The organism is Kribbella sp. NPDC049174, assembly GCF_043197365.1.
Classification (GTDB): Bacteria; Actinomycetota; Actinomycetes; order Propionibacteriales; family Kribbellaceae; genus Kribbella.
In genome coordinates, this window is record NZ_JBICSZ010000001.1 from 179605 (window position 1) to 201552 (window position 21948).

Consider the following 21948-nt stretch of genomic DNA (forward strand, 5'->3'; position numbering starts at 1 on the left):
GACGACTGTCGTTGCTCGTGACCACCGTGGTATCCCTGACAAAGAAGAGGGGGATGGATGACCGATCACGAAGTCCGGATCGCGCTGGTTCTGAACGGCGGGGTCAGCCTGGCCGTCTGGATGGGTGGGGTGACACACGAGCTGGATCTGATCCGGCGCGCCTCCGGTCCGGAGGGCTCACCGCCGTCGCAGCCGTACGACGAGGTGCTCGCGGACCGATGGCGGGAGCTGTGCCGGCGCGGCGACGAGCGGCGCCGGGTCGTGGTCGACGTGATCGCCGGGACGAGTGCCGGCGGCCTGAACGGATCGTTGCTGGCGACCGCGATCTCGAACGGCTCGAGCCTCGACCCGGACGGCGAGCACGGGCCGTGGCTGCGGCAGAAGTGGGTCGGGCTGGGCTCGCTCGAGGTCGGGAAGCTGGTGCCGTCGGCCCGCGACAAACCGAGCTCGGTCCTCGACGGCGGGTACTTCCTGACCGAGCTCGACAGCCTGATCAAGGGTGTCGCGGAAGCCGGTGAGTCCACCGCCGAGGAGGCGGTCACCTTGTTCGTCACCGCCTCCGGGCTCGGCGTGCAGCAGTTCGAGGCGACGGACGCGGCCGGGCAGTGCTTCGTCGTACCGGACCACCGGTACCTGTTCCGCTTCACCAGCGAGGAGACCGCGACGTACGACGGTCGCACCCGGACGTTCTCGGTCACGGACAAGAACGAGCTGGCGAACACCAAGCTGCTCGCCCTCGCCGCCCGTGCCTCCGCCTCGTTCCCGGCCGCGTTCGCACCGGTCCAGGAGACGCCCAAGCTGGCCGGCTCACCGCCGCGCCTGCAGCCCACGGTCGCCGAGCCCGGTGCCTGGCTGGTGGACGGCGGCGTACTCGACAACGCGCCGTTCGGGCCGGTTCTCGACGTCGTCGCCCGCCGGCCGGTGGCCGGACGGGCGAGCCGTTATGTGCTGTACGTCGTACCGTCCGCGGGCGTCGGCCATGCGTCGACGGAGCTCGTCGGCACCGACACACCGCGCTGGTGGAAGGCGGCGTTGTCCGCCGTGCAGTTCCCGCGGGAGGTGGACTTCCGGTCCGATGTCGAGCAGCTCGAGCGGCTGCTGCTGGAGGCGGACGCGTCCTGGTCCGACACCCAGCGGCTGTTCGATCGATGCATAGAGCAACCAGACGAGCGGACCCGGTTGCGGGAGGCGGCGAAGGCGTTGCAGCCGACGTACTCGCGCGGCCGGGCCGCCGGCGAGGTGTGGGAGGCGGTGACGATCGCGAGTCAGGACCAGACGACCGTGCTCGACGCCGCGACCGCACTGTCCGAGCAGGACATCGACGAGATCCTCGGGACGGAGCATCCCTGGGTCCCGGATCCGGACGGCTCGACGGTCCCGCTGCGCAACGATTTCGAAGGCAATCCCAGTTGGCCGTGGGGGACAGGCGCGGCCGAACGCGTCGTACGGCTGGTGCTGCGCTCGTTGCGGACGAAGCTCGTCAGTGCGCCGGTGCCGGAGCGAGAGCAGCTGGAGCAGCGGCTGCAGGCGAGCAGTGACTGTCTGATGAAGACACAGGCGGTGCGGGACGCCTTGTCCGAGCGGCTGGCGAAGGCCGACCTGGAGCTGGGTCTGCCCGGTGGCGCGGAGACGGTCGCGGTCGGGCTGAGCGACATCTTCGAGGACCTGCAGGTGCAGCGGGCACTCGGGGACGCGTTCGCCGAGCTGATCGTGGCGGTCGGCTGGGAACTGGTCGAGACCGCACTCGAGGTGGAGATCGTGTCGCGGTGTACGTCGGCGCGGACACCGCAGCAGCGCAGTGCGCCGTTCCAGTTCGTCCGGCTCGGACCGGACATCCCGCTGACACTGCTGGACGATCTGCAGGAAGGTTCGGTCGCGAACGCGCTCAAGGACCGGATCCTCTACGGGACGCAGGTCGGGCACTTCGGTGCGTTCGGTGCGGCGGACTGGCGGCGGTGGGACTGGCTGATGGGCCGGCTGCACTGTGTCGCACATCTGGGCGCGATGCTCGGCGCCGATCCGGACTGGATCCGCGAGACCCAGCGGCAGGTGCTGGTGGCGGAGGACTGGAAGGTCGAGAAGGTCGCCGAGCGGGTGCAGCGGCTGGCCGACGACTTCCGCGACGCCAACGTGTTGTCCGCGCTCACCACGATGCGCGACGAACTGAACCAGTCGGCCGAGGGCCGGGCGACGACGAAGGGCCTGGCCGATCGGATGGTCCAGGTCTCCGACGGCCTCGGCAAGCAACCGGGGGACTGGATCAAGGCGATGGCGGGCCGGAAGGACCAGCCGAAGTCACCGCTGCTGCGGGCGGTGCGATGGTTCACCGAGCCGGCCCGGAGTGCTCTGTGGGAACGCCTGGTGCGGAGTCCGAAGCTGACGCCGGCCAAGCGGCCGCTGATCTTCCAGCAGTGGTTGCCGTTGGCAGCCATCGGGCTGGGTATCGCGCTGCTGGTCGTGGCCGGTGTCGTCGACGTGGCCGCCGTACGGATCATCGCGGCCCTGCTCGCCGGCCTGGTGCTCGCCGTCGGCGTGGCGCTCGGTGTGGTGACCTTGTACGTCGGACGGGTCCGGAGCTGGATCCAGCAGCGGATCGCGGCGAAGATCCCGGAGATCAGTCCAGAGTCACGAAATCGATGAGCTCCTCGACCCGGCCGAGCAGCGCCGGGTCGAGGTCGGCGTAGCTGTTCACCTTCGACAGGATGTGCTTCCAGGCCGCGGCCACGTCGGCCTGGTCGGTCGCGGGCCAGCCGAACGTCTGCAGCACGCCCTTCTTCCAGTCCTGGCCGTGCGGCACCTCCGGCCACGCCTTGATCCCGACCGAGGACGGCTTGACCGCCTCCCAGATGTCGATGAACGGGTGGCCGACGACCAGCACGTGCTTGTTGGTCACCTGCGCGGCGATCTTGGACTCCTTGGAGCCTTCGACCAGGTGGTCCACGAGGACGCCGAGCCGGCGGCCCGGTCCGGGCTGGAAGCGGTTGACGATCCCGGGCAGGTCGTCGACACCTTCGAGGTACTCGACCACGACGCCCTCGATCCGCAGGTCGTCACCCCAGACCCGCTCGACCAGCTCGGCGTCGTGGCGGCCCTCGACGTAGATCCGGCTGGCCCGCGCCACCTTTGCCCGGACGTTGTCCACCGCCACCGAGCCGGAGGCCGTCCGCGTCTTCTTCGCCGGTCCGGCTTTCTTCGGTGCCTTCAGGCTGACCGGCTTGCCGTCCAGCCAGAACCCCGGCCCGAGTGGGTACGTCTTGATCTTGCCGAACCGGTCCTCGAGATCGACCACGCCGTGCTCCCACCGGACCACCGCGCCGACGAAGCCCGAGCTCGGCTCCTCGACGACCATGCCCTTCTCGAGCTCCACCTCGACGGTCCGCCCGTTCTTGGGCTTCCGCCAGTCCCCGGACAGCACGTCGTTCCCATACCGATCAGCCACCGCACAACCGTATGTCGTGAACGGCCTAGAACATGGGAGCGGCGTGGTTCGCGTTGGACTGGCGCGACGGTGAGGTGATGGTCAGAGCCAGGTAGGTGAGCAGACCGACGACCAGGCCGACTGCCCAGGAGTAGTCGTACAGGGGTTTGAGGAACGGGATCAGGCCGTCCGCGGGGAACGGTCCGGCGCCGGGGTTGGAGTAGGCGCCGCCGACCGCGAGCAGGGAACCGAACAGGGTGGCGACGACGGCACGCCAGTTCCAGCCGGCGGTGTACCAGTACCGGCCGCCGGGCTGGTAGAGGTCGGCCAGGAACAGGTTGGTGCGATCGAGCAGCCAGTACCCCGCGATCAGTACGCCGGCCACGGATGCGAGCAGGCCGCCGTAGAACGACAGCCAGACGAAGATGTAGATCTCCGGGTCGGAGATCAGCCGCCACGGCTGGATCACGATGCCGATCACACCGGTGACCAGACCCGCGGTTCGGAAGTTCAGCCAGCGCGGGACGGCGTTGGCGAAGTCGTACGACGGACTGACCACGTTGGCGGCCACGTTGCACGACATCGTCGCCAGGATCGCCATCACCAGGCCGATCGTGACGACGACCGGGTTCTCGAACCGGCGGGTCAACTCGACCGGGTCCCAGATCGCCTCGCCGTACAGCAGCACGGTGCCGGACGTGGTGATGATCGAGACCAGCGCGATGAACGACATCGTCGTCGGCAGGCCGATGATCTGGCCCCAGACCTGCTGGCGCTGGCCCTTCCCGAACCGGGTGAAGTCCGGCATGTTCAGGCTCAGCGTCGCCCAGAACGCGATCATGCCCATCAGCGACGGCGCGAAGATCTTCCAGAAGTCGGCGTCCCAGCCGAGTTTCGACGGCTGGTCCAGGATCGGGCCGAGGCCGCCGGCCTTGACCAGGATCGCGATCATCAGGGCCAGGAACGCGACCGTGACCAGCGGCGCGGCCCAGTTCTCGAACCGTCGCAGCCCCTCGATCCCGCGGAAGATCAGCACCATCTGGATCACCCAGAAGAACGCGAAGCTGAGCCATTGCGTCCACGGATGCCCGCCGATCGCGGCCGCGTTGGTCCAGCTGTCCCCGGCCAGCTCGCCGACGATCACGTAGATCGCCTGACCGCCGATCCAGGTCTGGATGCCGAACCAGCCGCAGGCGATGAATGCCCGCAGCAACGCCGGGAAGTTCGCGCCGCGGACGCCGTAGAAGGCGCGCGCGAAGACCGGGAACGGGATGCCGTACTTCGTCCCCGCGTGACTGTTCAGCAGCAGCGGGATGAGGACGATCAGGTTCCCGAGGGTGATGGTGATGAAGGCCTGCAGCCAGTTCATCCCGAGGGCGACCAGACCGGCGGCGAGCAGATAGCTGGGGATGTTGTGCGCCATCCCCATCCACAGCGCCGCGTAGTTGTACGTCGTCCAGTGCCGCTCGGGCAACCGGGTCGGTGCCAGTTCCGCGTTCCCGTACGGGCTGTTCGCCACCGCCTCCGGATCGGTCAGTTCGACCCGTCCGTCGGGATGCACGGTCTGCTCGGTCAAGGCCATCGGTCCCACCACCCCATCCGGTCGCTTCGCAACAAGTTGCGCTCTGGGATGACGTCCTGTCAACGGACAATTACCAAACGACCGGACAGCCTCGTGCCTTCAGGCAGATCAGCCGGGGCCGAGCAGCGGGAGCGTGGGCCGGCGGGGTGTGCCCAGGGATTCGTAGCCGCGCTTGATCGCGTCCTGCAGGTGCTCGAGCGGCCAGGGCCAGTCGTCGGTGTGCTTGAGCGCGTCGTCGAGCGAGGTCCCGGCGTGGTGCAGACCGGAGATGGTGTTGGCCACCGTGCCCAGGTCACCGGCCTGCTCGCGAACGAACTCCGCATCCACGACAGCCCCGTGTCCCGGGACGACCTTCGCGGTATCCGACAACAGACCGATGACCCGGTCGATCGTGTCGGGCCACTCGAGCGGATAGGAGTCGGCGCCGTACGACGGCGGTGCCGACTCCTCGATCAGGTCGCCGACGAAGAACACGTCCACATCCGGTACGACGACCACCGTGTCGCCGGAGGTGTGCGCGTTGCCGAGGTGCAGCAGTTCGGCCCGGCGGTCGCCCAGGTCGATCACCTTCGCGACCGCGAACGTCGTCCCGTCTAGGTTCTCTTCGGTGGCGGCGTTCTCGTGCAGGTAGACGGTGGCGTCGGTGAAGACGCTGTTGCCGACCACGTGGTCGAAGTGGGCGTGGGTGTTCACCACCCAGCGGACCGGGGTCTCGGTGACCTCGCGGATGTGGGTCGCGAGCTCGTCGGCCTGCTCGGTCGTGGCTCGCGTGTCGATGACCAGTGCGCCGTCGGTCCCGACGATCAGGCCGACGTTGAGATCCCATTCGTCGTACCGGCGGACCCAGCAACGATCCCCGATCTCGGTCCACGCGCTCATGCCACCGACCCTACTTGCTGAGCACATCCCCGCTGATGACCTGGTCCCGCCGGACGTCGCGGAGCAGCAGCCCGACATTGTCGCCGGCGTTCGCGATCCCGACCGTCTTGCGGAACATCTCGATACCGGTCACCTCGGTCTGCAGGAGCGGCGTACCGGCCCGGCTGAGCAGCACCTGATCGCCGACCGCGACCGTGCCCGCGGTGACCCGGCCGGTGACGATCGTCCCGCGCCCGGTGATCGAGAACACGTCCTCGATCGTCAGCCCGAACCCGCCGGCCGGTACGACGTCCTGCGGGCGCGTCCCCGGGGAGGTGTTCACCGGTGGCTCGCTGTCACGCTTCCAGAACTTCCAGCCCATACACCGACCCTAGCGACCGGGAAGCCCTATCCAGGGGACGGAATCGCACTTGAAGGCCGGTCGGGACACGCCTAATGTCGCGGTGGCGGTTCCGCAATCTTTCCGTCTCGGCACCGAAAACTTTCGAAGGGCGGACGTTTTGACGACACGACGTGCACTGGTGGTCCGGGGCGGCTGGGAAGGGCACTCCCCGGTCGAGGCGACCGACTTGTTCATCCCCTATCTGCGCGAGAACGGCTACGAGGTCACCGTCTCCGACACGACCGAGAGCTACCTCGACCTGGACGGCACCGACCTGGTGCTGCAGTGCGTCACCATGAGCCAGATCGAGCCCGAGCACTTCAAGGGCCTGGACGCGGCGATCCGGAAGGGCACCGGGTTCGCCGGCTGGCACGGCGGCATCTGCGACTCGTTCCGGAACAACGCCGACTACAGCTTCATCACCGGCGGTCAGTTCATCTCGCACCCGCACGGCTTCACCGACTACCGGGTCGACATCGTCGCAGAGCACCCGATCGTCGAGGGCATCACGCACTTCGACGTCCACACCGAGCAGTACTACGTGCACTACGACCCGACGAACACCGTGCTGGCCACCACCACGTTCCGCTCGCACCCGGACTACCCGTGGATCGAGGGCGCCGTGATGCCGGCCGTCTGGACCCGGACCTGGGGTGCGGGGAAGGTCTTCGTCTGCACTGTCGGCCACAAACTGGACGACCTCGAAGTGCCGGAGGTCCGGACCATCATCGAGCGGGGGCTGCTGTGGGCGAGCAAGTGACGCGCGTCGGCATCGTCGGCACCGGGGTCATCTCCGGGACGTACCTCGACCACCTGGCCAAGCTGCCCGGTGTCGACGTGGTCGCGGTCGCCGACCTCGACGTCAGCCGCGCCCAGGCGATCGCCGACAAGAATCCGGGCATCCGGGCGCTGTCGTCGGACGCCCTGTACGCCGCCGACGACGTCGACATCGTCGTGAACCTGACCATCCCGGCCGCACATGCCGCCGTGCACCAGGCCGCGATGGAGGCCGGCAAGCACGTGTACGGCGAGAAGCCGCTGGCCGTGGACCGCGCCGAGGCCGAGCCGCTGCTGAAGTACGCGGCCGCCAACAACCTGCGCGTCGGCTGCGCGCCCGACACCGTGCTCGGCACCGGCACCCAGACCGCCCGGGTCGCCATCGACCGCGGCGACATCGGCGTACCGACCGCCGCGACCGCGTCATTTGTCACCCCCGGCCACGAGCTGTGGCACCCGGCGCCGGAGTTCTACTACCAGCCCGGCGGCGGTCCGGTGCTCGACATGGGTCCGTACTACGTGACGAGCCTGGTCACCCTCCTCGGGCCGGTGCGACGGGTCACCGCTCGCGCTGGGCAGTCGCAGCAGCAGCGGAAGATCCACACCGGTCCGCGAGCCGGGGAGACCTTCCCGGTCCAGGTGCCGACGCACGTGACCGGCGTACTGGAGCACGAGTCCGGAGCGCTGACCACGCTGCTGATGTCGTTCGACGTGTGGGCCGCGCGGCTGCCGCGGATCGAGGTACATGGGACCGAGGGCAGTCTGTCGGTGCCGGACCCGAACGGCTTCGACGGCACGGTGGAGATCGCCACCGCCACGAACCGTGACTGGTCCGAACTCCCCGTAGCCGGTGGGTACGCCGGAGCCGGCCGGGGCGTCGGTGTCGCGGACATGGCCCGTGCGATCCGCACCGGCGAGCCACACCGGGCCGACGGCGCGCTGGCCTACCACGTGCTCGACGTACTGGAGTCAGTGCTGGAAGCAGCGGCCCAGGACCAGCCGGTGGACGTCGCGAGTACGGTCGACCGCCCGGCCGCCGTACCGTTGGGTGCGTCTCCCGAAATCGCCTGAGACCCGTCCCACGCCGCGATCTGGCGCTGGCGGCTACTACGGCTCGGTAGACTGGCACTCGGATCATTTGAGTGCCAGGGGTCCGCTGACTGTCGACGGTCGATGGCGAGAGAGGGTGGTGCGCGTGCTCGACGAACGCAAGCTGGATGTTCTCCGCGCCATCGTCGAGGACTATGTGGCGACCCACGAGCCGGTCGGTTCGAAGACGCTGGTGGACCGTCACAACCTCGGCGTGTCGCCGGCGACCGTGCGCAACGACATGGCCGCGCTGGAGGAGGAGGGGTACATCACCCAGCCGCACACCAGCGCCGGCCGGATCCCGACCGACGCCGGCTACCGGCTGTTCGTGGACAAGCTGAGCACGGTCAAGACCCTGACCGCGGCCGAGAAGAAGGCGATCACCTCCTTCCTGGCCGGCGCGGTCGACCTGGACGACGTCGTACGCCGTACGGTCCGGCTGCTCGCCCAGATCACCCGCCAGGTCGCGATCGTGCAGTACCCGTCGCTGAACCGGTCGAGCGTGCGGCACATCGAGGTGGTCACGATGACACCGCGCCGCCTGCTGCTGGTGCTGATCACCAGCACCGGCCGGGTCGAGCAGCGGATCGTCGAACCGCCGCACGACGTCGACGAGCAGTTGATCGCGGACCTGCGGTCCCGGCTCAACTCCGCGCTGGCCGGACAACGGCTGACCGATGCGACCACGTCCCTGGTCGCGGTCACCGATCTGTTCGCGCCGGCCGACCGTCCGCTGGTGGCGGCGATCGTGACGACGCTGCTGGAGACGTTCACCGACGAGGTCGGCGAGCAGCGGATCGCGGTCGGCGGCGCGGCCAACCTGACCCGGTACGGCGACGACTTCGAGCGCAACGTGAAGCCGGTGCTGGAGGCGCTGGAGGAGCACGTCATCCTGCTCAAGTTGCTCGGTGAGGCAACCAACCCGCAGACCCTCACGGTCCGCATCGGGCACGAGAACCCGTACGAGGAACTGGCCACCACCTCGGTGGTCGCGACCGGGTACGGGTCCAAGTCGGAGGCGCTGGCCACACTCGGCATCGTCGGCCCGACCCACATGGACTATCCGAGCACGATGGGCGCCGTACGCGCCGTCGCCCGCTACGTCAGCCAGATCCTGGCCGACACATAGGAGGGGGTGTCTGATGGTCCAACGCCTACTGCGCGGCACTCGGCACGGCACCTCGGCGCACTGGAGCAAAGGCCACGATGGATCCGCATCGAGGCCTTCACTCCAGCACGCCGAGCCACCGCACCGAGCACCTGCTCGCTACGGCGCTGGACCATCAGACACCCCCTACACCACCAACCCCTGGTCTGGAGTATGAGCACCGATTACTACGCTGTCCTGGGCGTCAGCCGTGACGCTTCACCGGACGAGATCAAGAAGGCGTACCGCAAGCTGGCCCGCCAGTACCACCCGGACGTGAACGACTCCGAGGACGCGCACCACAAGTTCCAGGAGATCGGCCGCGCCTTCCAGGTGCTGAGCGACCCGCAGAAGCGGCAGATGCACGATCTCGGCGGTGACCCGTTCGCGACCGCCGGCGCGAGCGGCGGGCCCGGTGGGTTCGGCCAGGCCTTCACGTTCACCGACATCATGGACGCCTTCTTCGGCCAGACCGGCGGGGCCACCCGCGGGCCGCGGCCGCGGACCCGGCGCGGCCAGGACGCGCTGATCCCGCTGCGGATCGACCTGGCCGAGGCCGCGTTCGGCACCACCCGGGAGCTGAAGGTCGACACCGCCGTCCTGTGCCCGACCTGTTCGGGGTCCGGTGCGGCGGCCGGTTCCGAGCCGGTCACCTGCGAGATCTGCCACGGCCGCGGCGAGGTCACCCACACCCAGCGCTCGTTCCTCGGCGAGGTGCGGACGATGCGGCCGTGCCCGAACTGCCGCGGCTTCGGCACGACCATCCCGAACCCGTGCGTCGAGTGCGCCGGCGACGGCCGGGTCCGGTCCCGTCGTACCGTCACCGTGAAGATCCCCGGCGGCGTGGACACCGGCACCCGGGTGCAGCTGTCCGGCCAGGGCGAGGTCGGCCCCGGCGGCGGCCCGGCCGGCGACCTGTACGTCGAGATCGAGGTCGAGCCGCACGACATCTTCACCCGCAACGGCGACGACCTGCACTGCACCGTCACCCTGCCGATGACGGCGGCGGCACTCGGGACGACGATCGACCTGCCGACGCTGGAGGGCGAGACGACCCCGCTGGAGATCCGGCCGGGCACACAGTCCGGTACGGCGATGACGCTGACCGCTCGTGGAGTCCCGCGCCTGCGGCACGCGGGTCGTGGTGACCTGATCGTCCAGGTGATCGTCGAGACCCCGACCAAGCTGGACGACGCGCAGTCCGAGCTGCTGAAACAGCTGGCCGGCATCCGCGGCGAGGAGCGCCCCCAGGGCCAGGTCCAGGCCGCCCACAAGGGCGTCTTCGGCCGCCTCCGCGACGCCTTCGGCGCTCACTGACTGAGCGGCGATGGGACTCGCGGTCTTCTACCTGCCTGAGCTCGCCGGTTCGGAGCTGGTGCTCGACGGCGCCGAGGGCCGGCATGCCGCGGTCGTCCGCCGGATCACGCCGGGAGAACGGATCCGGCTCACCGACGGTCGCGGCTCCTACGCCGACGGGGCGGTGACGGCCGCCTCGAAGACGGGCGTGACGGTTGCCGTCGACAACCGTGGGACGGTGCCGCCGGTGCAGCCGCGGCTGGTCGTCGTCCAGGCGCTGCCGAAGGGGGAGCGGGCCGAGCTGGCCGTCGAGATGCTGACCGAGGTCGGCGCGGATGTGATCGTGCCGTGGAACGCGGAGCGGAGTCAGTTCCGCAGCAACCCGGAGCGGTCGGCGAAGACACTGGCGAAGTGGCAGGCCTGGGCGTTCGAGGCGAGTAAGCAGTCCCGCCGGAGCTGGTTCGCCGAGGTGCCCCCGATCGCCACCACCGCGGAGGTCGCGCGCCTGGTGGCCGGCGCCGCGCTGCCCGTCGTATTGCATGAAGAAGCGAAGAACCCGCTGGCGGGTCTGGATGTGCCCGAGACCGGGGACATCGTGATGGTGATCGGCCCTGAGGGCGGTATCTCGCCCGCCGAGCTGGCCGCCTTCGAGGTCGAGCCGGTCCGCCTCGGCGACACCGTGCTGCGGACGTCAACCGCCGGCGTCGCCGCCGCGTCAGCCCTGCTTGCTCGCTCGCGCTGGAGCTGACAGCGCCGCAGCGCGGTCGCGGATCCTTACACAGCCCGAACACAAGGGCGATCGTTCTCGAACGCCCGGCGGGGAGAGTCGGTCCTGTCCGGCGGCGTGCCGGGTTCGTCGAGAGCGAGGAGTGGCGAGATGCGCAGGTCCCGCGGCATGGCTTGGGGTACGTCGGCCGTCGTACTGCTGAGTGGTCTGGTCGGAGGTACGACGGTCGCGGCGGCCGATCCCGGGGAGACGCCGACGCCGACGCCGAGCTATGGGCCGATCACCTTGAGCGCGGAGGAGTCCCAGCGGGTGTGTGCCGAGGTGCTGCCGAAGCTGATCGCGCGGCGGGAGAAGCTGGCGACCCGGATCAACGGCGGGGCCGACGTGAAGGGTTCGGTGGCGTGGCTGAAGGCTCGGGCGGTGAAGCAGCGGGCCAAAGGACACGAGAAGGTCGCCACCCAGCTCGAGAAGCGGGCCGAGCGCCGGGCCGGGCGGCTCGAGCAGCTCGGCAAGATCAAGGGCGAGCTCGAGGTGTTCAAGACCAAGCATTGCCAGGTGGTGAGGTGATGCGGAGCCTGCGGAGGAGTCTGGTCGTGCTGGTCGGTACGGCCGGTCTGGTCGTGAGCCTGGGCGCCTGCGGCTCTGCCGAAGAACCTGCTGGTCCGCAGGGTCAGCCTGCGGCTCCGGCCGGCGCGGGCCAGCAGGAAGGATCGGCCGGGCAGGGGCAGGAGGGATCGCCCGGGCAGGGGCAGGCTGGGTCGCCCGGGCAGGAGTTGGCGGGGATCGGGTCTACCCTGGACGCCATTGATTCGGAGCTGGCATCGGACGGCTCACCCTGAGCCCCAGGAGCACATGATGGGCGCAGCACCCGGTCGCGGGCTGGTGCTGGTGGTGGAGGACGAGGCCGCGATCGCCGAGGTGATCACGCTCTACCTGCGGCGGGACGGGTACGCCGTCCACGTCGAGACCGACGGCGATGCGGCGCTGGCCGCGTGGCGGCGGCTGCGGCCGGTCGCGGTGATCCTCGACATCGGCCTGCCGGGCCGGGACGGCGCGGACGTCTGTCGCACGATCCGCGCCGCTGAGGACTGGACTCCGATCCTGTTCGTCACCGCCCGCGACGACGAGGTGGATCGCCTGCTCGGCCTGGAGTTGGGCGCCGATGACTACATCACCAAGCCCTTCAGCCCGCGGGAGCTCGCGTTGCGCGTGCGGACCGTGCTGCGCCGGAGCGGCGGTGCGATCCCGGCCGGTGAGGTGCTCAGCGTCGGCGGCGTACGGGTCGATGTGAGCCGTCGACGAGCCTGGGCCGGTGACGCGGAGGTGTCGCTGACGTCCACCGAGTTCGACCTGCTCGCGCAGTTGTTCCGTCGGCCGGGCCGGGTCTTCGAGCGCGATGAGCTGCTCAGCTCCGTCTGGGGTTACCAGAGCTCGGCCGGCACCCGCACGGTCGACGTACACATCGCCCAACTCCGCGCCAAGCTCGGCGCGTCCAGCCCCATCCGCACTGTCCGGGGCGTCGGGTACGCCGCCGACCTCGACCGATGACGAGTGGGCGACGGGGGTCGTTGGCGACCCGGGTGGTGCTGGTGTGTGTGGCGGTGGCCGGGGTCGCCGTACTCGTGGCTGGTCTGGTGATGGCCGGCCTGGCTCGGCGGTCCGCGCAGAGCGTGCTGCAGGACTCGCTGGCCGCGCAGGCCGACGTACTGGCCAGCCAGGTGGACGAGCGCGGGCTGGGCTCGCGGGCGGCCGGGCTGGGCCGAGCCGCCGAGGTGGTCCGCGGGCAGGGCATCGTCGTGGTGATCCTGTTGCCTCGTCGCGGTATCCAGCCCGGCGACCAGCGGTCGATCGACGCGGCGACGATGGCCGGTCTGACCGGGATCAACGGCGGGCAGCGGATCTCGACGAAGGTGTCGGTCGACGGTCAGGAGTATCTGGTCGAGGCCAGGGGAGTGGGCCCGCGGTCGGGCTTCGCGCTGGTCGAGCCGTTGCGGATCCCGGACAGCGCCCAGCGGATCCTGGTCCGGAACATCCTGCTCGCCTTGGGCGCCGGACTCCTGGTGGCCGCCCTGGCCGGGGGACTCCTGGGTCGACTGCTCGCTCGTCCACTTCGCCGTACGGCGGATGTCGCGGGGGCCTTGCGGCAAGGGCGACGGGATCTGCACGTCCCGGTCGAAGGACCGGCCGAGGTCGCCGAGGTGGCCGAGGCCGTGAACGAACTGTCGGTTGCGTTGCGGCACAGCGAGGAGCGTCAACGTGAGTTCCTGCTCTCGGTCTCGCATGAGCTCCGTACGCCGCTGACGGCCGTCCACGGGTTCGCCGAATCGCTCGCGGACGGTGTCGTCACCGGACCGGAAGCCCAGCACGCCGGCCAGGTGATCCAGCGGGAATCGCAGCGGCTTGAGCGCCTGGTCAGTGATCTGCTCGACCTGGCCCGGCTCGGCGCGGACCAGTTCCGGCTCGATGTGGCCGCCGTGGATCTCCGGGAGACGATCAGCGCCTGTGCGGAAGTCTGGCGGGTGCGGTGCGAGCGTCAGGGCGTCCACTTCCGGCTCGAACTGCCCCCGTCACCGGCGGTCGCGACCACCGATGCCCGGCGGATCCGTCAGGTCCTGGACGGACTCGCCGAGAACGCACTCCGAGTCACCCCGGCTGGTTCGCAACTCACCCTGGCCCTGTCGACCCGCCCGGGCACGGTGGCGCTCCAGGTCCGTGACGGCGGCCCAGGACTCGAGCCCGAGGACTACGCCGTGGCCTTCGAACGCGGCGTACTCCACGAGAAGTACCGCGGCCGCCGCCCAGTAGGCTCCGGCATCGGCCTAGCCCTCGCCTACGGCCTAGTCTCCAGACTCGGCGGCACCATCACCGCCGGCCCAGCCCCGGAAGGCGGCGCAGCCTTCACCGTGTGGCTACCGGCTACTTGACGAAGACGGTCTTGGAGTCGGTGTCGGTGTCGGTGCCGTCCACGGCGGACACCAGGTAGGCCTCGATCCGCCACTCGCCGGGCCCTAGCTTGAGCGGAATGGCGAACGGCGAGTACGCCTGACCGTCCTTGGTGCTCACGTAGTGCGCCAGGGTCTCTCGGGTCTTCAGGTTGGTCGCGCGCCAGTTCAGCGTGGCTTCGTACGCGGCGGCGATGCCGGTCACGGTGAGCGGACTCTTGGTCACCTGCCCGTCGGCGAGATTGTCGATCCACACCAGGGCCTGGACCTTGCTCGCCTGCGCTCGGTTGAACGGGCGGCTGGTGTCGATCCGGCCGAACAGTGCACTGCCGGGCCGGCCCTGCTGGGTGACCTGGACTGGCAGGCGGGGGTTGTCCATGGCGCCCTGGACTGTGTAGACGAGTTGTTGGGTCGCGACGGTGGCGGCGGCTTCGTCCAGTCTGGTCTGTGGGAGCTGCTTGAAGTCGACTGTGACGACGCCGTCGGCGCGGGTTACCGAGCTGACCTGGGCGCCGCGCCAGGCGGAGTAGTAGTCGGGGTCGCCGGAGTCCTTCGAGGTCATGATCCGGACTGCCTCGAGCGCGGGCCGGCCGTCGACGATCTTGGTCCACGTGCGGTAGAGCCGGACGGTCGGCTCGGCCGTCGTCGTGCCGACCTTCTCGCCCAGCCAGTAGACCGGTACGGCGGCACTCCGCATCGTCTCCGGAGTGCCCTTCACGGAGGGGGCCGTCTTGGCGGAGGAGGTTGGGGGCCGGGTGGCCGCGGACGGGGCTGGGGTCGGTACGGCGGGGGCGGTCGTGGGCATCGCCGAGGACGGGGCTCCGGTGGCGCTGGTCGTCGTACCCGGGCTGCCAGCCAGCTGGTCGTCGCCGGCGGTTCTCGCGTTGTCGTCGAGGACGGTGAAGGCGCCGATCGCCGCGGCGGTGCCGATCGCGGCCGCACCGACGGTCAGCACCCACGGCCGGCGGGTGGCCGGGCGGCGCTGGCTGCGGGCCCGGGCCTGGATCTCGGGCAGGGCGTCGGCCGGCTCGATCCGGTCCGCCTCCTCGGCCAGGGACCGGCGCATCAGCTCGTCGAACCTGTCGTTCGGCTGGTCGTTCATAGACTCTGCTCCAGGAGCTGGCGGAGCGACTTGCTCGCCCGCGCGGCGTGGCTCTTCACGGATCCACGGCTGATCCCCATCGTGTCGGCGATCTCCGCCTCGGACAGGTCACCGTAGTACCGCAGCACCATCACGGTGCGCTGCTTCTCCGGCAGGGTGCGCATCGCCTCGATCACCCGGTCGGTCTCGACCGTCCGCAGGACGGCGTGTTCGGCGCTCGGCTCGTCCGGGAGCGAGCGGGGCGTGTGCTTGTCCACCACCACCAGGTGCCGCTGGCGGGAGCGGCAGCGGTTCACCACCGCGGTGCGCAGGTAGGCGAGCGCCTTGTGCGGGTCGCGCAGCCGGTGCCAGCGGCCGTGCATCGCGACGAACGCGTCCTGCACGATCTCCTCCGCCGTACCGGTGTCACGCAGCAACAAGGCGCCGAGGCGGACCAGCGACGTGTAGTGCGCCGTGTAGACAGCCGTCAGCGCCTCGTCGGCATCCCACGAGGACTCATGTGTCACGCCCTCTTCGTACACCACCGCCGGTTGCGCCACGCGAAGATGACGCGGAGACCGCGTCCCAGGTTGACAACTGTGCTCTTGGCCGGGCCTTCGGCGCCGGCGGGTCATGGGGCCTTTGGCTCCCACCCTTCCCTCGTCACTCCGGTCGCTGCGCTCCCTCCGCTCCTCAGTCCAGGGCGGGAGGGCCCCATAACCGCGACGAGGGGTCGTGTGATCACGGGTTGGGCGTGTTCGGGCGAATTACAAGTGAGGCTGTCGGTGCGGACGGCTAGCATGGGTGGGTCAGCTACCCCGGCATCAGGAGGAAGAGCCTGTCCAGGCCACGCAGTATCGAACCGGAGGCGCGCGCGAACGGCGCCGCCACCGCCACGCAGGCGTCGCACAAGATCGTCGTGCCGAACAGCATCGACATGGTGGCCCTGCTCGGAGCCCGGGACGAGTTCCTCCGCATCGTCGAGAAGGAGTTCGCCGCCGACATCATGGTCCGCGGCAACGAGATCACGCTGAACGGCGAGCCGGCCGAGCTGGCCCTGGCCGAGCGGCTGATCGACGAGCTGATCGCGGTGGTCCGGACCGGTCACGGGCTGACCGCGGACTCCGTCGAGCGCAGTATCGCGATGATCAAGGCCGCCACGGTCGAGAGCCCGGCCGACGTACTGACCCAGAACATCCTGTCCAGCCGCGGCCGCACCATCCGGCCGAAGACGCTGAACCAGAAGCGGTACGTCGACGCGATCGACAAGAACACCATCGTGTTCGGCATCGGCCCGGCCGGTACCGGCAAGACCTACCTGGCGGTGGCCAAGGCGGTCCAGGCGCTGCAGGCCAAGGAGGTCAACCGGATCATCCTGACCCGGCCGGCCGTCGAGGCCGGTGAGCGGCTCGGCTTCCTGCCCGGCACCCTGTCGGAGAAGATCGACCCGTACCTGCGGCCGCTGTACGACGCCCTGCACGACATGCTGGACCCGGAGTCGATCCCGCGGCTGATGACGGCGGGCACGATCGAGATCGCGCCGCTGGCCTACATGCGCGGCCGGACCCTGAACGACGCCTTCATCATCCTGGACGAGGCGCAGAACACCTCGCCGGAGCAGATGAAGATGTTCCTCACCCGGCTCGGTTTCGGCTCCAAGATGGTCGTCACCGGCGACGTCACCCAGGTCGACCTGCCGACCGGGACGAACTCGGGCCTGCGGGTGGTCCAGGACATCCTCGAGGGCGTCCAGGACCTGACGTTCTGCCGGCTGACCTCGCACGACGTGGTCCGGCACAAGCTGGTCGGCCGGATCGTGTCGGCGTACGAGAACTTCGAAGGGCAGCGCTGAGCCGCACAGATGAACGTCGAGGTCAACAACGAGTCCGGGGTCGAGATCGACGCACACGGACTGATGCGGCTCAGCCGGTTCGTGATGTCGTCGCTGCGGCTGCATCCGGAGTGTGAGCTGTCGATCAAGCTGGTCGACGAGGACACCATGGCGCGGTATCACGTCGAGTTCCTGGACCTGCCGGGTCCGACCGACGTGATGTCGTGGCCGATGGACGAGCTGCGGCCGGGGGCCGAGGACGACGCCGAGCCGCCGCTGGGTCATCTCGGTGACATCGCGCTGTGCCCGACCGTGGCGGCAGCCCAGGGCGCGAAGGCCGGGCACGGCACCTGGGCCGAGCTGGAGCTGCTGACCGTCCACGGCATCCTGCACCTGCTCGGGTACGACCATGCCGAACCCGCCGAGAAGGCGGAGATGTGGGACGTCCAGGGCCGGCTGCTGGAAGCTTGGCGAGCCCCCGGAAACCGGTTGGAGGGTGTCTGATGGTTCCCATCGGACACCCACTTGGACAGGAGTGACGTTGCGGTGACCTCCCACGACCTCGTTCTGCTGGTTGTGGCTGCGGTGCTCGTCCTGCTCGCCGGTCTGTTCGCCGGCGCCGAGGCAGCACTGTCGTCGTACTCCAAGGTGCGGGCGAACGAGCAGGTCGAGCAGGGCAACCTGCGCGCGGTCCGGCTGCGTGACCTGCTGTCCGACGCGCCGCGCTACCTGAACTCGCTGCTGCTGGTCCGGCTGATGTGCGAGATCACCGCGATCGTGCTGGTCACCCAGGCGCTGTCGGAGGTCTTCCCGGTCACCTGGGAGCACATCCTGATCACCGCCGTGGTGATGGTGCTGGTCTCGTACGTGATCATCGGCGTCGCGCCGCGCACCCTCGGCCGGCAGCACTCGGACCGGTTCGCGATCCTGTCGGCCGGCCCGGTGATGGCGCTGACCCGGGTGCTCGGGCCGCTGCCGAAGGTGCTGATCCTGCTCGGTAACGCGCTCACCCCGGGCAAGGGGTTCGCCGAGGGCCCGTTCGCGACCGAGGCGGAGCTGCGCGCGCTGGTCGACCTGGCCGAGAAGTCGGCGGTGATCGAGTCCGGCGAGCGGCAGATGATCCACTCGGTGTTCGAGCTCGGCGACACCATCGTCCGCGAGGTGATGGTGCCGCGGACCGACATGGTCTACATCGAGAAGCACAAGAAGCTGCGCCAGCTCACCTCACTGGCGCTGCGGTCGGGCTACTCACGGATCCCGGTGATCGGTGAGTCGCTGGACGACATCCTCGGCGTCGTCTACCTCAAGGACGTGATGCGCCGGGTCTACGACAACGCGCAGGCCGAGTCGACCGAGCGGGTCGAGTCGGTGATGCGGCCGTGTATGTACATCCCGGACTCCAAGCCGATCGACGAGCTGCTGCGCGAGATGCAGGCGGCCCGGATGCACGTCGCGATCGTCGTCGACGAGTACGGCGGAACGGCCGGCCTGGTCACCATCGAGGACATCCTGGAGGAGATCGTCGGCGAGATCACCGACGAGTACGACGAGGTGCCCGAGTCGGTGCAGGAGCTGTCGGACGGGGCCTACCGGGTCTCGAGCCGGCTGCCGATCGACGAGCTGGGCGAGTTGTTCGGCGTACCGCTGGACGACGACGACGTCGACACCGTCGGCGGTCTGATGGCGAAACTGCTCGGCAAGGTGCCGATCCCCGGGGCCGAGGTGGAGATCGCGGGATTGTCGCTGACCGCGGAGCGGCCGTCCGGTCGCCGCAACCAGGTCGGTACTGTGCTGGTACGGCGCGAGGAGACCGCCGACCCCTCGCACGACCCGAACCACCAGCACGCCTGATCGCCTGATCTTCTAGGAGCACTTCTTGTCAGACCTCTCGGCCGAGGACGCCAAACTCGTCACCCTGGCCCGCGCCGCCCGGGCCCGCACCCGTGCGGCCGAAGGTGCCGCGGTCCGGGACTCCGACGGGCGGACGTACTCCGCCTGCACGGTGGTGCTCGACACCGTCGGCCTGACCGCGCTGCAACTGGCGGTCGCGATGGCGCTGTCCTCCGGGGTGAAGGGGCTCGAGGCGGCCGCTGTGGTCACCGACGCTCCCGATGGTGTCGACGTCAACGTCGTCCGCCACTTCGCCGGCGCCGCCATTCCCGTAGTAGTTGCCAATGGCACCGGAGAGGTCCGCGATGTCGTCCACACCTGAGGCTTTCAAGTCCGGTTTCGCCTGTTTCGTGGGGCGGCCGAACGCGGGCAAGTCCACCCTCACCAACGCGTTGGTGGGGAAGAAGATCGTCATCACCTCGTCGAAACCGCAGACCACCCGGCACGCGGTCCGCGGCATCGTGCACCGGCCGGACGCCCAGCTCGTGCTGGTCGACACCCCCGGTCTGCACAAGCCGCGCACCCTGCTCGGCGAGCGGCTGAACGACCTGGTCAAGACCACCTGGGCCGAGGTCGACGTGATCGCGGTCTGCCTGCCGGCCAGCGACCGGATCGGTCCCGGCGACCGGTTCCTGGTCACCGAGGCGGCCAAGGTCGCGAGGACCCCGAAGGTCGCACTGGCCACCAAGGCCGACCTGGTCGAACCGGACCGGATGGTCGAGCACCTGGCCGAGATCGCCGCGCTGGGGGAGTCGGCCGGGATCGAGTGGGCCGCGATCGTGCCGGTCTCGGCGACGTCCGGCTACCAGGTCGACGTGGTCGCCGACGAGCTGGTGAAACTCCTGCCGGAGGGCTTCGCGCTCTACCCCGACGGCGACATCACCGACGAGCCCGAGGAGACCCTGGTCGCCGAGCTGATCCGAGAAGCGGCGCTGGAGGGTGTGCGGGACGAGCTGCCGCACTCGATCGCCGTCACCATCGACGAGATGGGCCTGCGCGAGGACCGCCCGGAGGACAAGCCGCTGCTCGACGTGTACGCCAACATCTACCTCGAGCGGGACAGCCAGAAAGGCATCGTGATCGGCCACAAGGGCGCCCGGCTGCGCGAGGTCGGCGCCGCCGCCCGCCGCCAGATCGAAGCGTTGCTGGGGACGCCGGTCTACCTCGACCTGCACGTGAAGATCGCCAAGAACTGGCAGACCGACGCCAAGCACCTGCGCAAACTCGGCTTCTGAATGCCCCTGCAGAACCCGGTCCACGCCGCCCTGACCGGCCCGCACTCCACCTTCGCCGAGATCCGTGGCAACGCCCGCTGCTACCCGAAGGCCGTTGCCCCGTTTCTGGCCCTCCCGGACGACCCGACCGCCGAGGACTGGGCCGACGCCGCCGAACTGCTCGGCGTCGGCACCAAGGCCGCCCTGATGCGCCCGGATCTGCCGGTCCCGGACACCTTCAAGCTGGACCGCCAGTTCGACCTGGTCCAGTACGTCGCCCCGCCGGCACTGGCAGCTGAGTACGACGAAGCCGTCGTACTCACCCTGGACGACGTACCGGACATGCTGGCCCTGGTCGCCCTGACCGACCCGGGCCCGTTTCGAGCCCGCACGATCGAGCTGGGCAGCTACCTGGGCATCCGGCGGGAGGGTGAGCTGATCGCCATGGCCGGCACCCGCTTCGCCCTCCCGACCCACACCGAAATCAGTGCAGTCTGCACTCACCCGTCGTACCGCGGCCAGGGCGTGGCCACCCGCCTGATCCGCGCGGTAGCCGCACAGATCACCACCACCGGCCGCACACCGTTCCTGCACACCGGCGGCACCAACACCCGAGCGATCCAGCTCTACGAAGCGCTCGGGTTCGCTCTCACGAACTCGATGAAGGTCACCGTCGTCGAGGCCGTCTAGCGGCTCTTCTGGAACTCCAGGGCCCTGGCGATGATCCGGTAGTTGAGTTGTTCGTTGATGGCGATCATGTGGTTGTTGGACTCGGCGTTCCAGGTGTCGATCTGGGTGAGGGCCGGCTCCTGGTCGCGCATCCACAGCAGCATCGCGGACTTGAGCAGCGCGCCCAGGCGGTGGCCGCGGTGGTCGCGGGAGACGGCGGTGTCGTTCTGCTCGCCGATGTGCGGTCGTTCCAGCTCGACCGTGATGGTGGAGTGGCCGGCCAGTTCGCCGGTCGCCTTCTCCCGGGCGATCACCCGATAGAGGGTGCGGTCGCTCTTCAGCTGCGCCTCCTCATAGGCACGCAACCGCTCCGGGCTGTACGCGTCGTCCTCGATGTCTAGGTCGTCCTTCGGCGCGTCGTTGATCGAGTCCGTCACTGTGACCATGCCCTCGAGCAGCTCCTCCGGCAGCGAGCCGGTGATCTTCAGCAGCTCGTACGCCGAGGATGCGGCGACCGCGTCGTCGTACAGCTTCTGGACGACCGACCAGTCGAGGTTCGCGATGTCCTGCCGACGGTTCACCGCGATCGACTTCCGCTCGAAGCCGTGCCGCTGGGCGAACGCCTCCGACTTCGGCAGGTCCCAGGAGCTGGCGCCGAGAGACGACCGGCCGAGCTCCGCGGCCAGCGCCTCGGCGTAGGCGATCAGCTCCGACCCGACTCCGTGGCTGCGGTAGTCCGGATGGACGTCGATACCCAGCCACATCAGGTTGGTGTTGTCGTACGTCGGCGCATCCGCGGAGAGAAGGCCCACGGCGGTTCCCTCGGCGTCCCGCGCGAGATAGGCCCGCGCGGGATCGAGGTCCCAGCCGTACCGCAAATGATTCGCATAGCCCCGCGGCGTCGGCAGCAACGACTCCGGGCAGTCGACCTTGGCCGCCGCATCCATCACCGCGACGGCAGCAGCGCATCCGACCTCGTCGTCGGGCGACAGTCTCGTAATCTCCACGCCCTCAGCTTCCACAC

General features: G+C 69.4%; 23 protein-coding genes. 16 read left to right on the forward strand and 7 right to left on the reverse strand.

Features of this window, described 5'->3' with window-relative positions:
- Positions 1–57: 57 nt before the first annotated feature.
- Positions 58–2640, forward strand: coding sequence for a DUF3376 domain-containing protein (locus ACGFIF_RS00845; protein ID WP_393149957.1), 2583 nt, complete (start codon positions 58–60; stop codon positions 2638–2640).
- Here the strand turns inward: ACGFIF_RS00845 and ACGFIF_RS00850 are convergent.
- The 4 genes from ACGFIF_RS00850 to ACGFIF_RS00865 all read right to left on the reverse strand — a co-directional run bounded on the left by ACGFIF_RS00850 (position 2615) and on the right by ACGFIF_RS00865 (position 6240).
- The gene (locus tag ACGFIF_RS00850) at positions 2615–3439 is read right to left on the reverse strand and encodes a DUF3097 domain-containing protein (RefSeq protein WP_393149959.1); all 825 of its coding nucleotides are present in this window, start codon (positions 3437–3439) and stop codon (positions 2615–2617) included. The two genes, ACGFIF_RS00845 and ACGFIF_RS00850, sit on opposite strands and share 26 nt — an antisense overlap.
- A 25-nt stretch (positions 3440–3464) precedes the next feature.
- The gene (locus tag ACGFIF_RS00855; RefSeq protein ID WP_393149961.1) at positions 3465–5000 is read right to left on the reverse strand and encodes an NCS1 family nucleobase:cation symporter-1; all 1536 of its coding nucleotides are present in this window, start codon (positions 4998–5000) and stop codon (positions 3465–3467) included.
- 108 nt (positions 5001–5108) lie between these two features.
- On the reverse strand, positions 5109–5879 hold the full coding sequence (locus tag ACGFIF_RS00860; protein WP_393149963.1) for an MBL fold metallo-hydrolase: 771 nt from the start codon (positions 5877–5879) through the stop codon (positions 5109–5111).
- Between the two features lie 10 nt (positions 5880–5889).
- Positions 5890–6240, reverse strand: a complete 351-nt coding sequence (locus ACGFIF_RS00865; protein ID WP_393149965.1) for an EF-Tu/IF-2/RF-3 family GTPase — start codon at positions 6238–6240, stop codon at positions 5890–5892.
- Between the two features lie 139 nt (positions 6241–6379).
- Here ACGFIF_RS00865 and ACGFIF_RS00870 point away from each other — a divergent pair, with 139 nt between their 5' ends.
- The 9 genes from ACGFIF_RS00870 (at position 6380) to ACGFIF_RS00910 (ending at position 14221) form a co-directional block, all read left to right on the forward strand.
- Positions 6380–7021 carry a ThuA domain-containing protein gene (locus ACGFIF_RS00870; RefSeq protein WP_393149967.1) on the forward strand — a complete coding sequence of 214 codons (642 nt, stop codon included), beginning with the start codon at positions 6380–6382 and terminating at the stop codon, positions 7019–7021.
- On the forward strand, positions 7006–8109 hold the full coding sequence (locus tag ACGFIF_RS00875; RefSeq protein WP_393149969.1) for a Gfo/Idh/MocA family protein: 1104 nt from the start codon (positions 7006–7008) through the stop codon (positions 8107–8109). The genes ACGFIF_RS00870 and ACGFIF_RS00875 overlap by 16 nt, the downstream gene beginning before the upstream one ends.
- A gap of 124 nt (positions 8110–8233) precedes the next feature.
- Positions 8234–9256 carry a heat-inducible transcriptional repressor HrcA gene (gene hrcA / locus ACGFIF_RS00880; RefSeq protein WP_393149970.1) on the forward strand — a complete coding sequence of 341 codons (1023 nt, stop codon included), beginning with the start codon at positions 8234–8236 and terminating at the stop codon, positions 9254–9256.
- Between the two features lie 192 nt (positions 9257–9448).
- Positions 9449–10591: a molecular chaperone DnaJ gene (gene dnaJ / locus ACGFIF_RS00885; protein WP_393149972.1), complete on the forward strand. Its 1143-nt coding sequence runs from the start codon at positions 9449–9451 to the stop codon at positions 10589–10591.
- Between the two features lie 10 nt (positions 10592–10601).
- Positions 10602–11318, forward strand: coding sequence for a 16S rRNA (uracil(1498)-N(3))-methyltransferase (locus ACGFIF_RS00890; protein WP_393149974.1), 717 nt, complete (start codon positions 10602–10604; stop codon positions 11316–11318).
- Between the two features lie 129 nt (positions 11319–11447).
- A complete protein-coding gene (locus ACGFIF_RS00895) occupies positions 11448–11864 on the forward strand; it encodes a hypothetical protein (RefSeq protein ID WP_393149976.1) in 417 nt (138 codons plus the stop codon).
- A complete protein-coding gene (locus ACGFIF_RS00900; RefSeq protein ID WP_393149978.1) occupies positions 11864–12136 on the forward strand; it encodes a hypothetical protein in 273 nt (90 codons plus the stop codon). The genes ACGFIF_RS00895 and ACGFIF_RS00900 overlap by 1 nt, the downstream gene beginning before the upstream one ends.
- 16 nt (positions 12137–12152) lie before the next feature.
- On the forward strand, positions 12153–12845 hold the full coding sequence (locus tag ACGFIF_RS00905) for a response regulator (protein ID WP_393149980.1): 693 nt from the start codon (positions 12153–12155) through the stop codon (positions 12843–12845).
- Entirely contained in the window at positions 12842–14221 is a 1380-nt protein-coding gene (locus ACGFIF_RS00910; RefSeq protein ID WP_393149982.1) for a sensor histidine kinase, read from the forward strand. Before ACGFIF_RS00905 ends, ACGFIF_RS00910 begins: the two co-directional genes overlap by 4 nt.
- On the opposite strand, the gene ACGFIF_RS00915 is transcribed toward ACGFIF_RS00910, so the two are convergent.
- The gene (locus tag ACGFIF_RS00915; RefSeq protein WP_393149984.1) at positions 14214–15341 is read right to left on the reverse strand and encodes a Gmad2 immunoglobulin-like domain-containing protein; all 1128 of its coding nucleotides are present in this window, start codon (positions 15339–15341) and stop codon (positions 14214–14216) included. The genes ACGFIF_RS00910 and ACGFIF_RS00915 overlap by 8 nt on opposite strands.
- Positions 15338–15847 carry a SigE family RNA polymerase sigma factor gene (locus ACGFIF_RS00920; RefSeq protein WP_393149986.1) on the reverse strand — a complete coding sequence of 170 codons (510 nt, stop codon included), beginning with the start codon at positions 15845–15847 and terminating at the stop codon, positions 15338–15340. The genes ACGFIF_RS00915 and ACGFIF_RS00920 overlap by 4 nt, the downstream gene beginning before the upstream one ends.
- 410 nt (positions 15848–16257) lie before the next feature.
- Between ACGFIF_RS00920 and ACGFIF_RS00925 the strand changes: the two genes are divergently transcribed.
- From ACGFIF_RS00925 to ACGFIF_RS00950, 6 genes are read left to right on the forward strand one after another with little or no spacing between them, the layout of a single operon-like run.
- Positions 16258–17172, forward strand: a complete 915-nt coding sequence (locus tag ACGFIF_RS00925; RefSeq protein ID WP_393153599.1) for a PhoH family protein — start codon at positions 16258–16260, stop codon at positions 17170–17172.
- Positions 17173–17181: 9 nt separating this feature from the next.
- Entirely contained in the window at positions 17182–17655 is a 474-nt protein-coding gene (gene ybeY, locus ACGFIF_RS00930; RefSeq protein ID WP_145808863.1) for an rRNA maturation RNase YbeY, read from the forward strand.
- 42 nt (positions 17656–17697) lie between these two features.
- Complete coding sequence (locus tag ACGFIF_RS00935; RefSeq protein ID WP_393149988.1) at positions 17698–19002, forward strand: hemolysin family protein; 1305 nt, start codon at positions 17698–17700, stop codon at positions 19000–19002.
- A gap of 25 nt (positions 19003–19027) precedes the next feature.
- Positions 19028–19363 carry a cytidine deaminase gene (locus tag ACGFIF_RS00940; RefSeq protein WP_393149990.1) on the forward strand — a complete coding sequence of 112 codons (336 nt, stop codon included), beginning with the start codon at positions 19028–19030 and terminating at the stop codon, positions 19361–19363.
- Complete coding sequence (gene era, locus ACGFIF_RS00945; protein ID WP_393149992.1) at positions 19347–20276, forward strand: GTPase Era; 930 nt, start codon at positions 19347–19349, stop codon at positions 20274–20276. Before ACGFIF_RS00940 ends, era begins: the two co-directional genes overlap by 17 nt.
- Entirely contained in the window at positions 20277–20945 is a 669-nt protein-coding gene (locus ACGFIF_RS00950) for a GNAT family N-acetyltransferase (RefSeq protein ID WP_393149994.1), read from the forward strand.
- Here ACGFIF_RS00950 and ACGFIF_RS00955 read toward each other — a convergent pair.
- A complete protein-coding gene (locus tag ACGFIF_RS00955; RefSeq protein WP_393149996.1) occupies positions 20942–21931 on the reverse strand; it encodes a GNAT family N-acetyltransferase in 990 nt (329 codons plus the stop codon). The genes ACGFIF_RS00950 and ACGFIF_RS00955 overlap by 4 nt on opposite strands.
- Positions 21932–21948 lie beyond the last annotated feature (17 nt).

What these genes read in the sequence shown, in the direction of transcription:
- era (WP_393149992.1), top strand. Translation starts at nt 19,347, where the DNA reads ATGTCGTCCACACCTGAGGCTTTCAAGTCCGGTTTCGCCTGTTTCGTG.
- ACGFIF_RS00895 (WP_393149976.1), top strand. Translation starts at nt 11,448, where the DNA reads ATGCGCAGGTCCCGCGGCATGGCTTGGGGTACGTCGGCCGTCGTACTG.
- ACGFIF_RS00865 (WP_393149965.1), bottom strand. Translation starts at nt 6,240, where the DNA reads ATGGGCTGGAAGTTCTGGAAGCGTGACAGCGAGCCACCGGTGAACACC.
- ACGFIF_RS00950 (WP_393149994.1), top strand. Translation starts at nt 20,277, where the DNA reads ATGCCCCTGCAGAACCCGGTCCACGCCGCCCTGACCGGCCCGCACTCC.
- dnaJ (WP_393149972.1), top strand. Translation starts at nt 9,449, where the DNA reads ATGAGCACCGATTACTACGCTGTCCTGGGCGTCAGCCGTGACGCTTCA.
- ybeY (WP_145808863.1), top strand. Translation starts at nt 17,182, where the DNA reads ATGAACGTCGAGGTCAACAACGAGTCCGGGGTCGAGATCGACGCACAC.
- ACGFIF_RS00890 (WP_393149974.1), top strand. Translation starts at nt 10,602, where the DNA reads ATGGGACTCGCGGTCTTCTACCTGCCTGAGCTCGCCGGTTCGGAGCTG.
- ACGFIF_RS00860 (WP_393149963.1), bottom strand. Translation starts at nt 5,879, where the DNA reads ATGAGCGCGTGGACCGAGATCGGGGATCGTTGCTGGGTCCGCCGGTAC.
- ACGFIF_RS00915 (WP_393149984.1), bottom strand. Translation starts at nt 15,341, where the DNA reads ATGAACGACCAGCCGAACGACAGGTTCGACGAGCTGATGCGCCGGTCC.
- ACGFIF_RS00900 (WP_393149978.1), top strand. Translation starts at nt 11,864, where the DNA reads ATGCGGAGCCTGCGGAGGAGTCTGGTCGTGCTGGTCGGTACGGCCGGT.
- ACGFIF_RS00905 (WP_393149980.1), top strand. Translation starts at nt 12,153, where the DNA reads ATGGGCGCAGCACCCGGTCGCGGGCTGGTGCTGGTGGTGGAGGACGAG.
- ACGFIF_RS00845 (WP_393149957.1), top strand. Translation starts at nt 58, where the DNA reads ATGACCGATCACGAAGTCCGGATCGCGCTGGTTCTGAACGGCGGGGTC.
- ACGFIF_RS00925 (WP_393153599.1), top strand. Translation starts at nt 16,258, where the DNA reads ATGGTGGCCCTGCTCGGAGCCCGGGACGAGTTCCTCCGCATCGTCGAG.
- ACGFIF_RS00910 (WP_393149982.1), top strand. Translation starts at nt 12,842, where the DNA reads ATGACGAGTGGGCGACGGGGGTCGTTGGCGACCCGGGTGGTGCTGGTG.
- ACGFIF_RS00855 (WP_393149961.1), bottom strand. Translation starts at nt 5,000, where the DNA reads ATGGCCTTGACCGAGCAGACCGTGCATCCCGACGGACGGGTCGAACTG.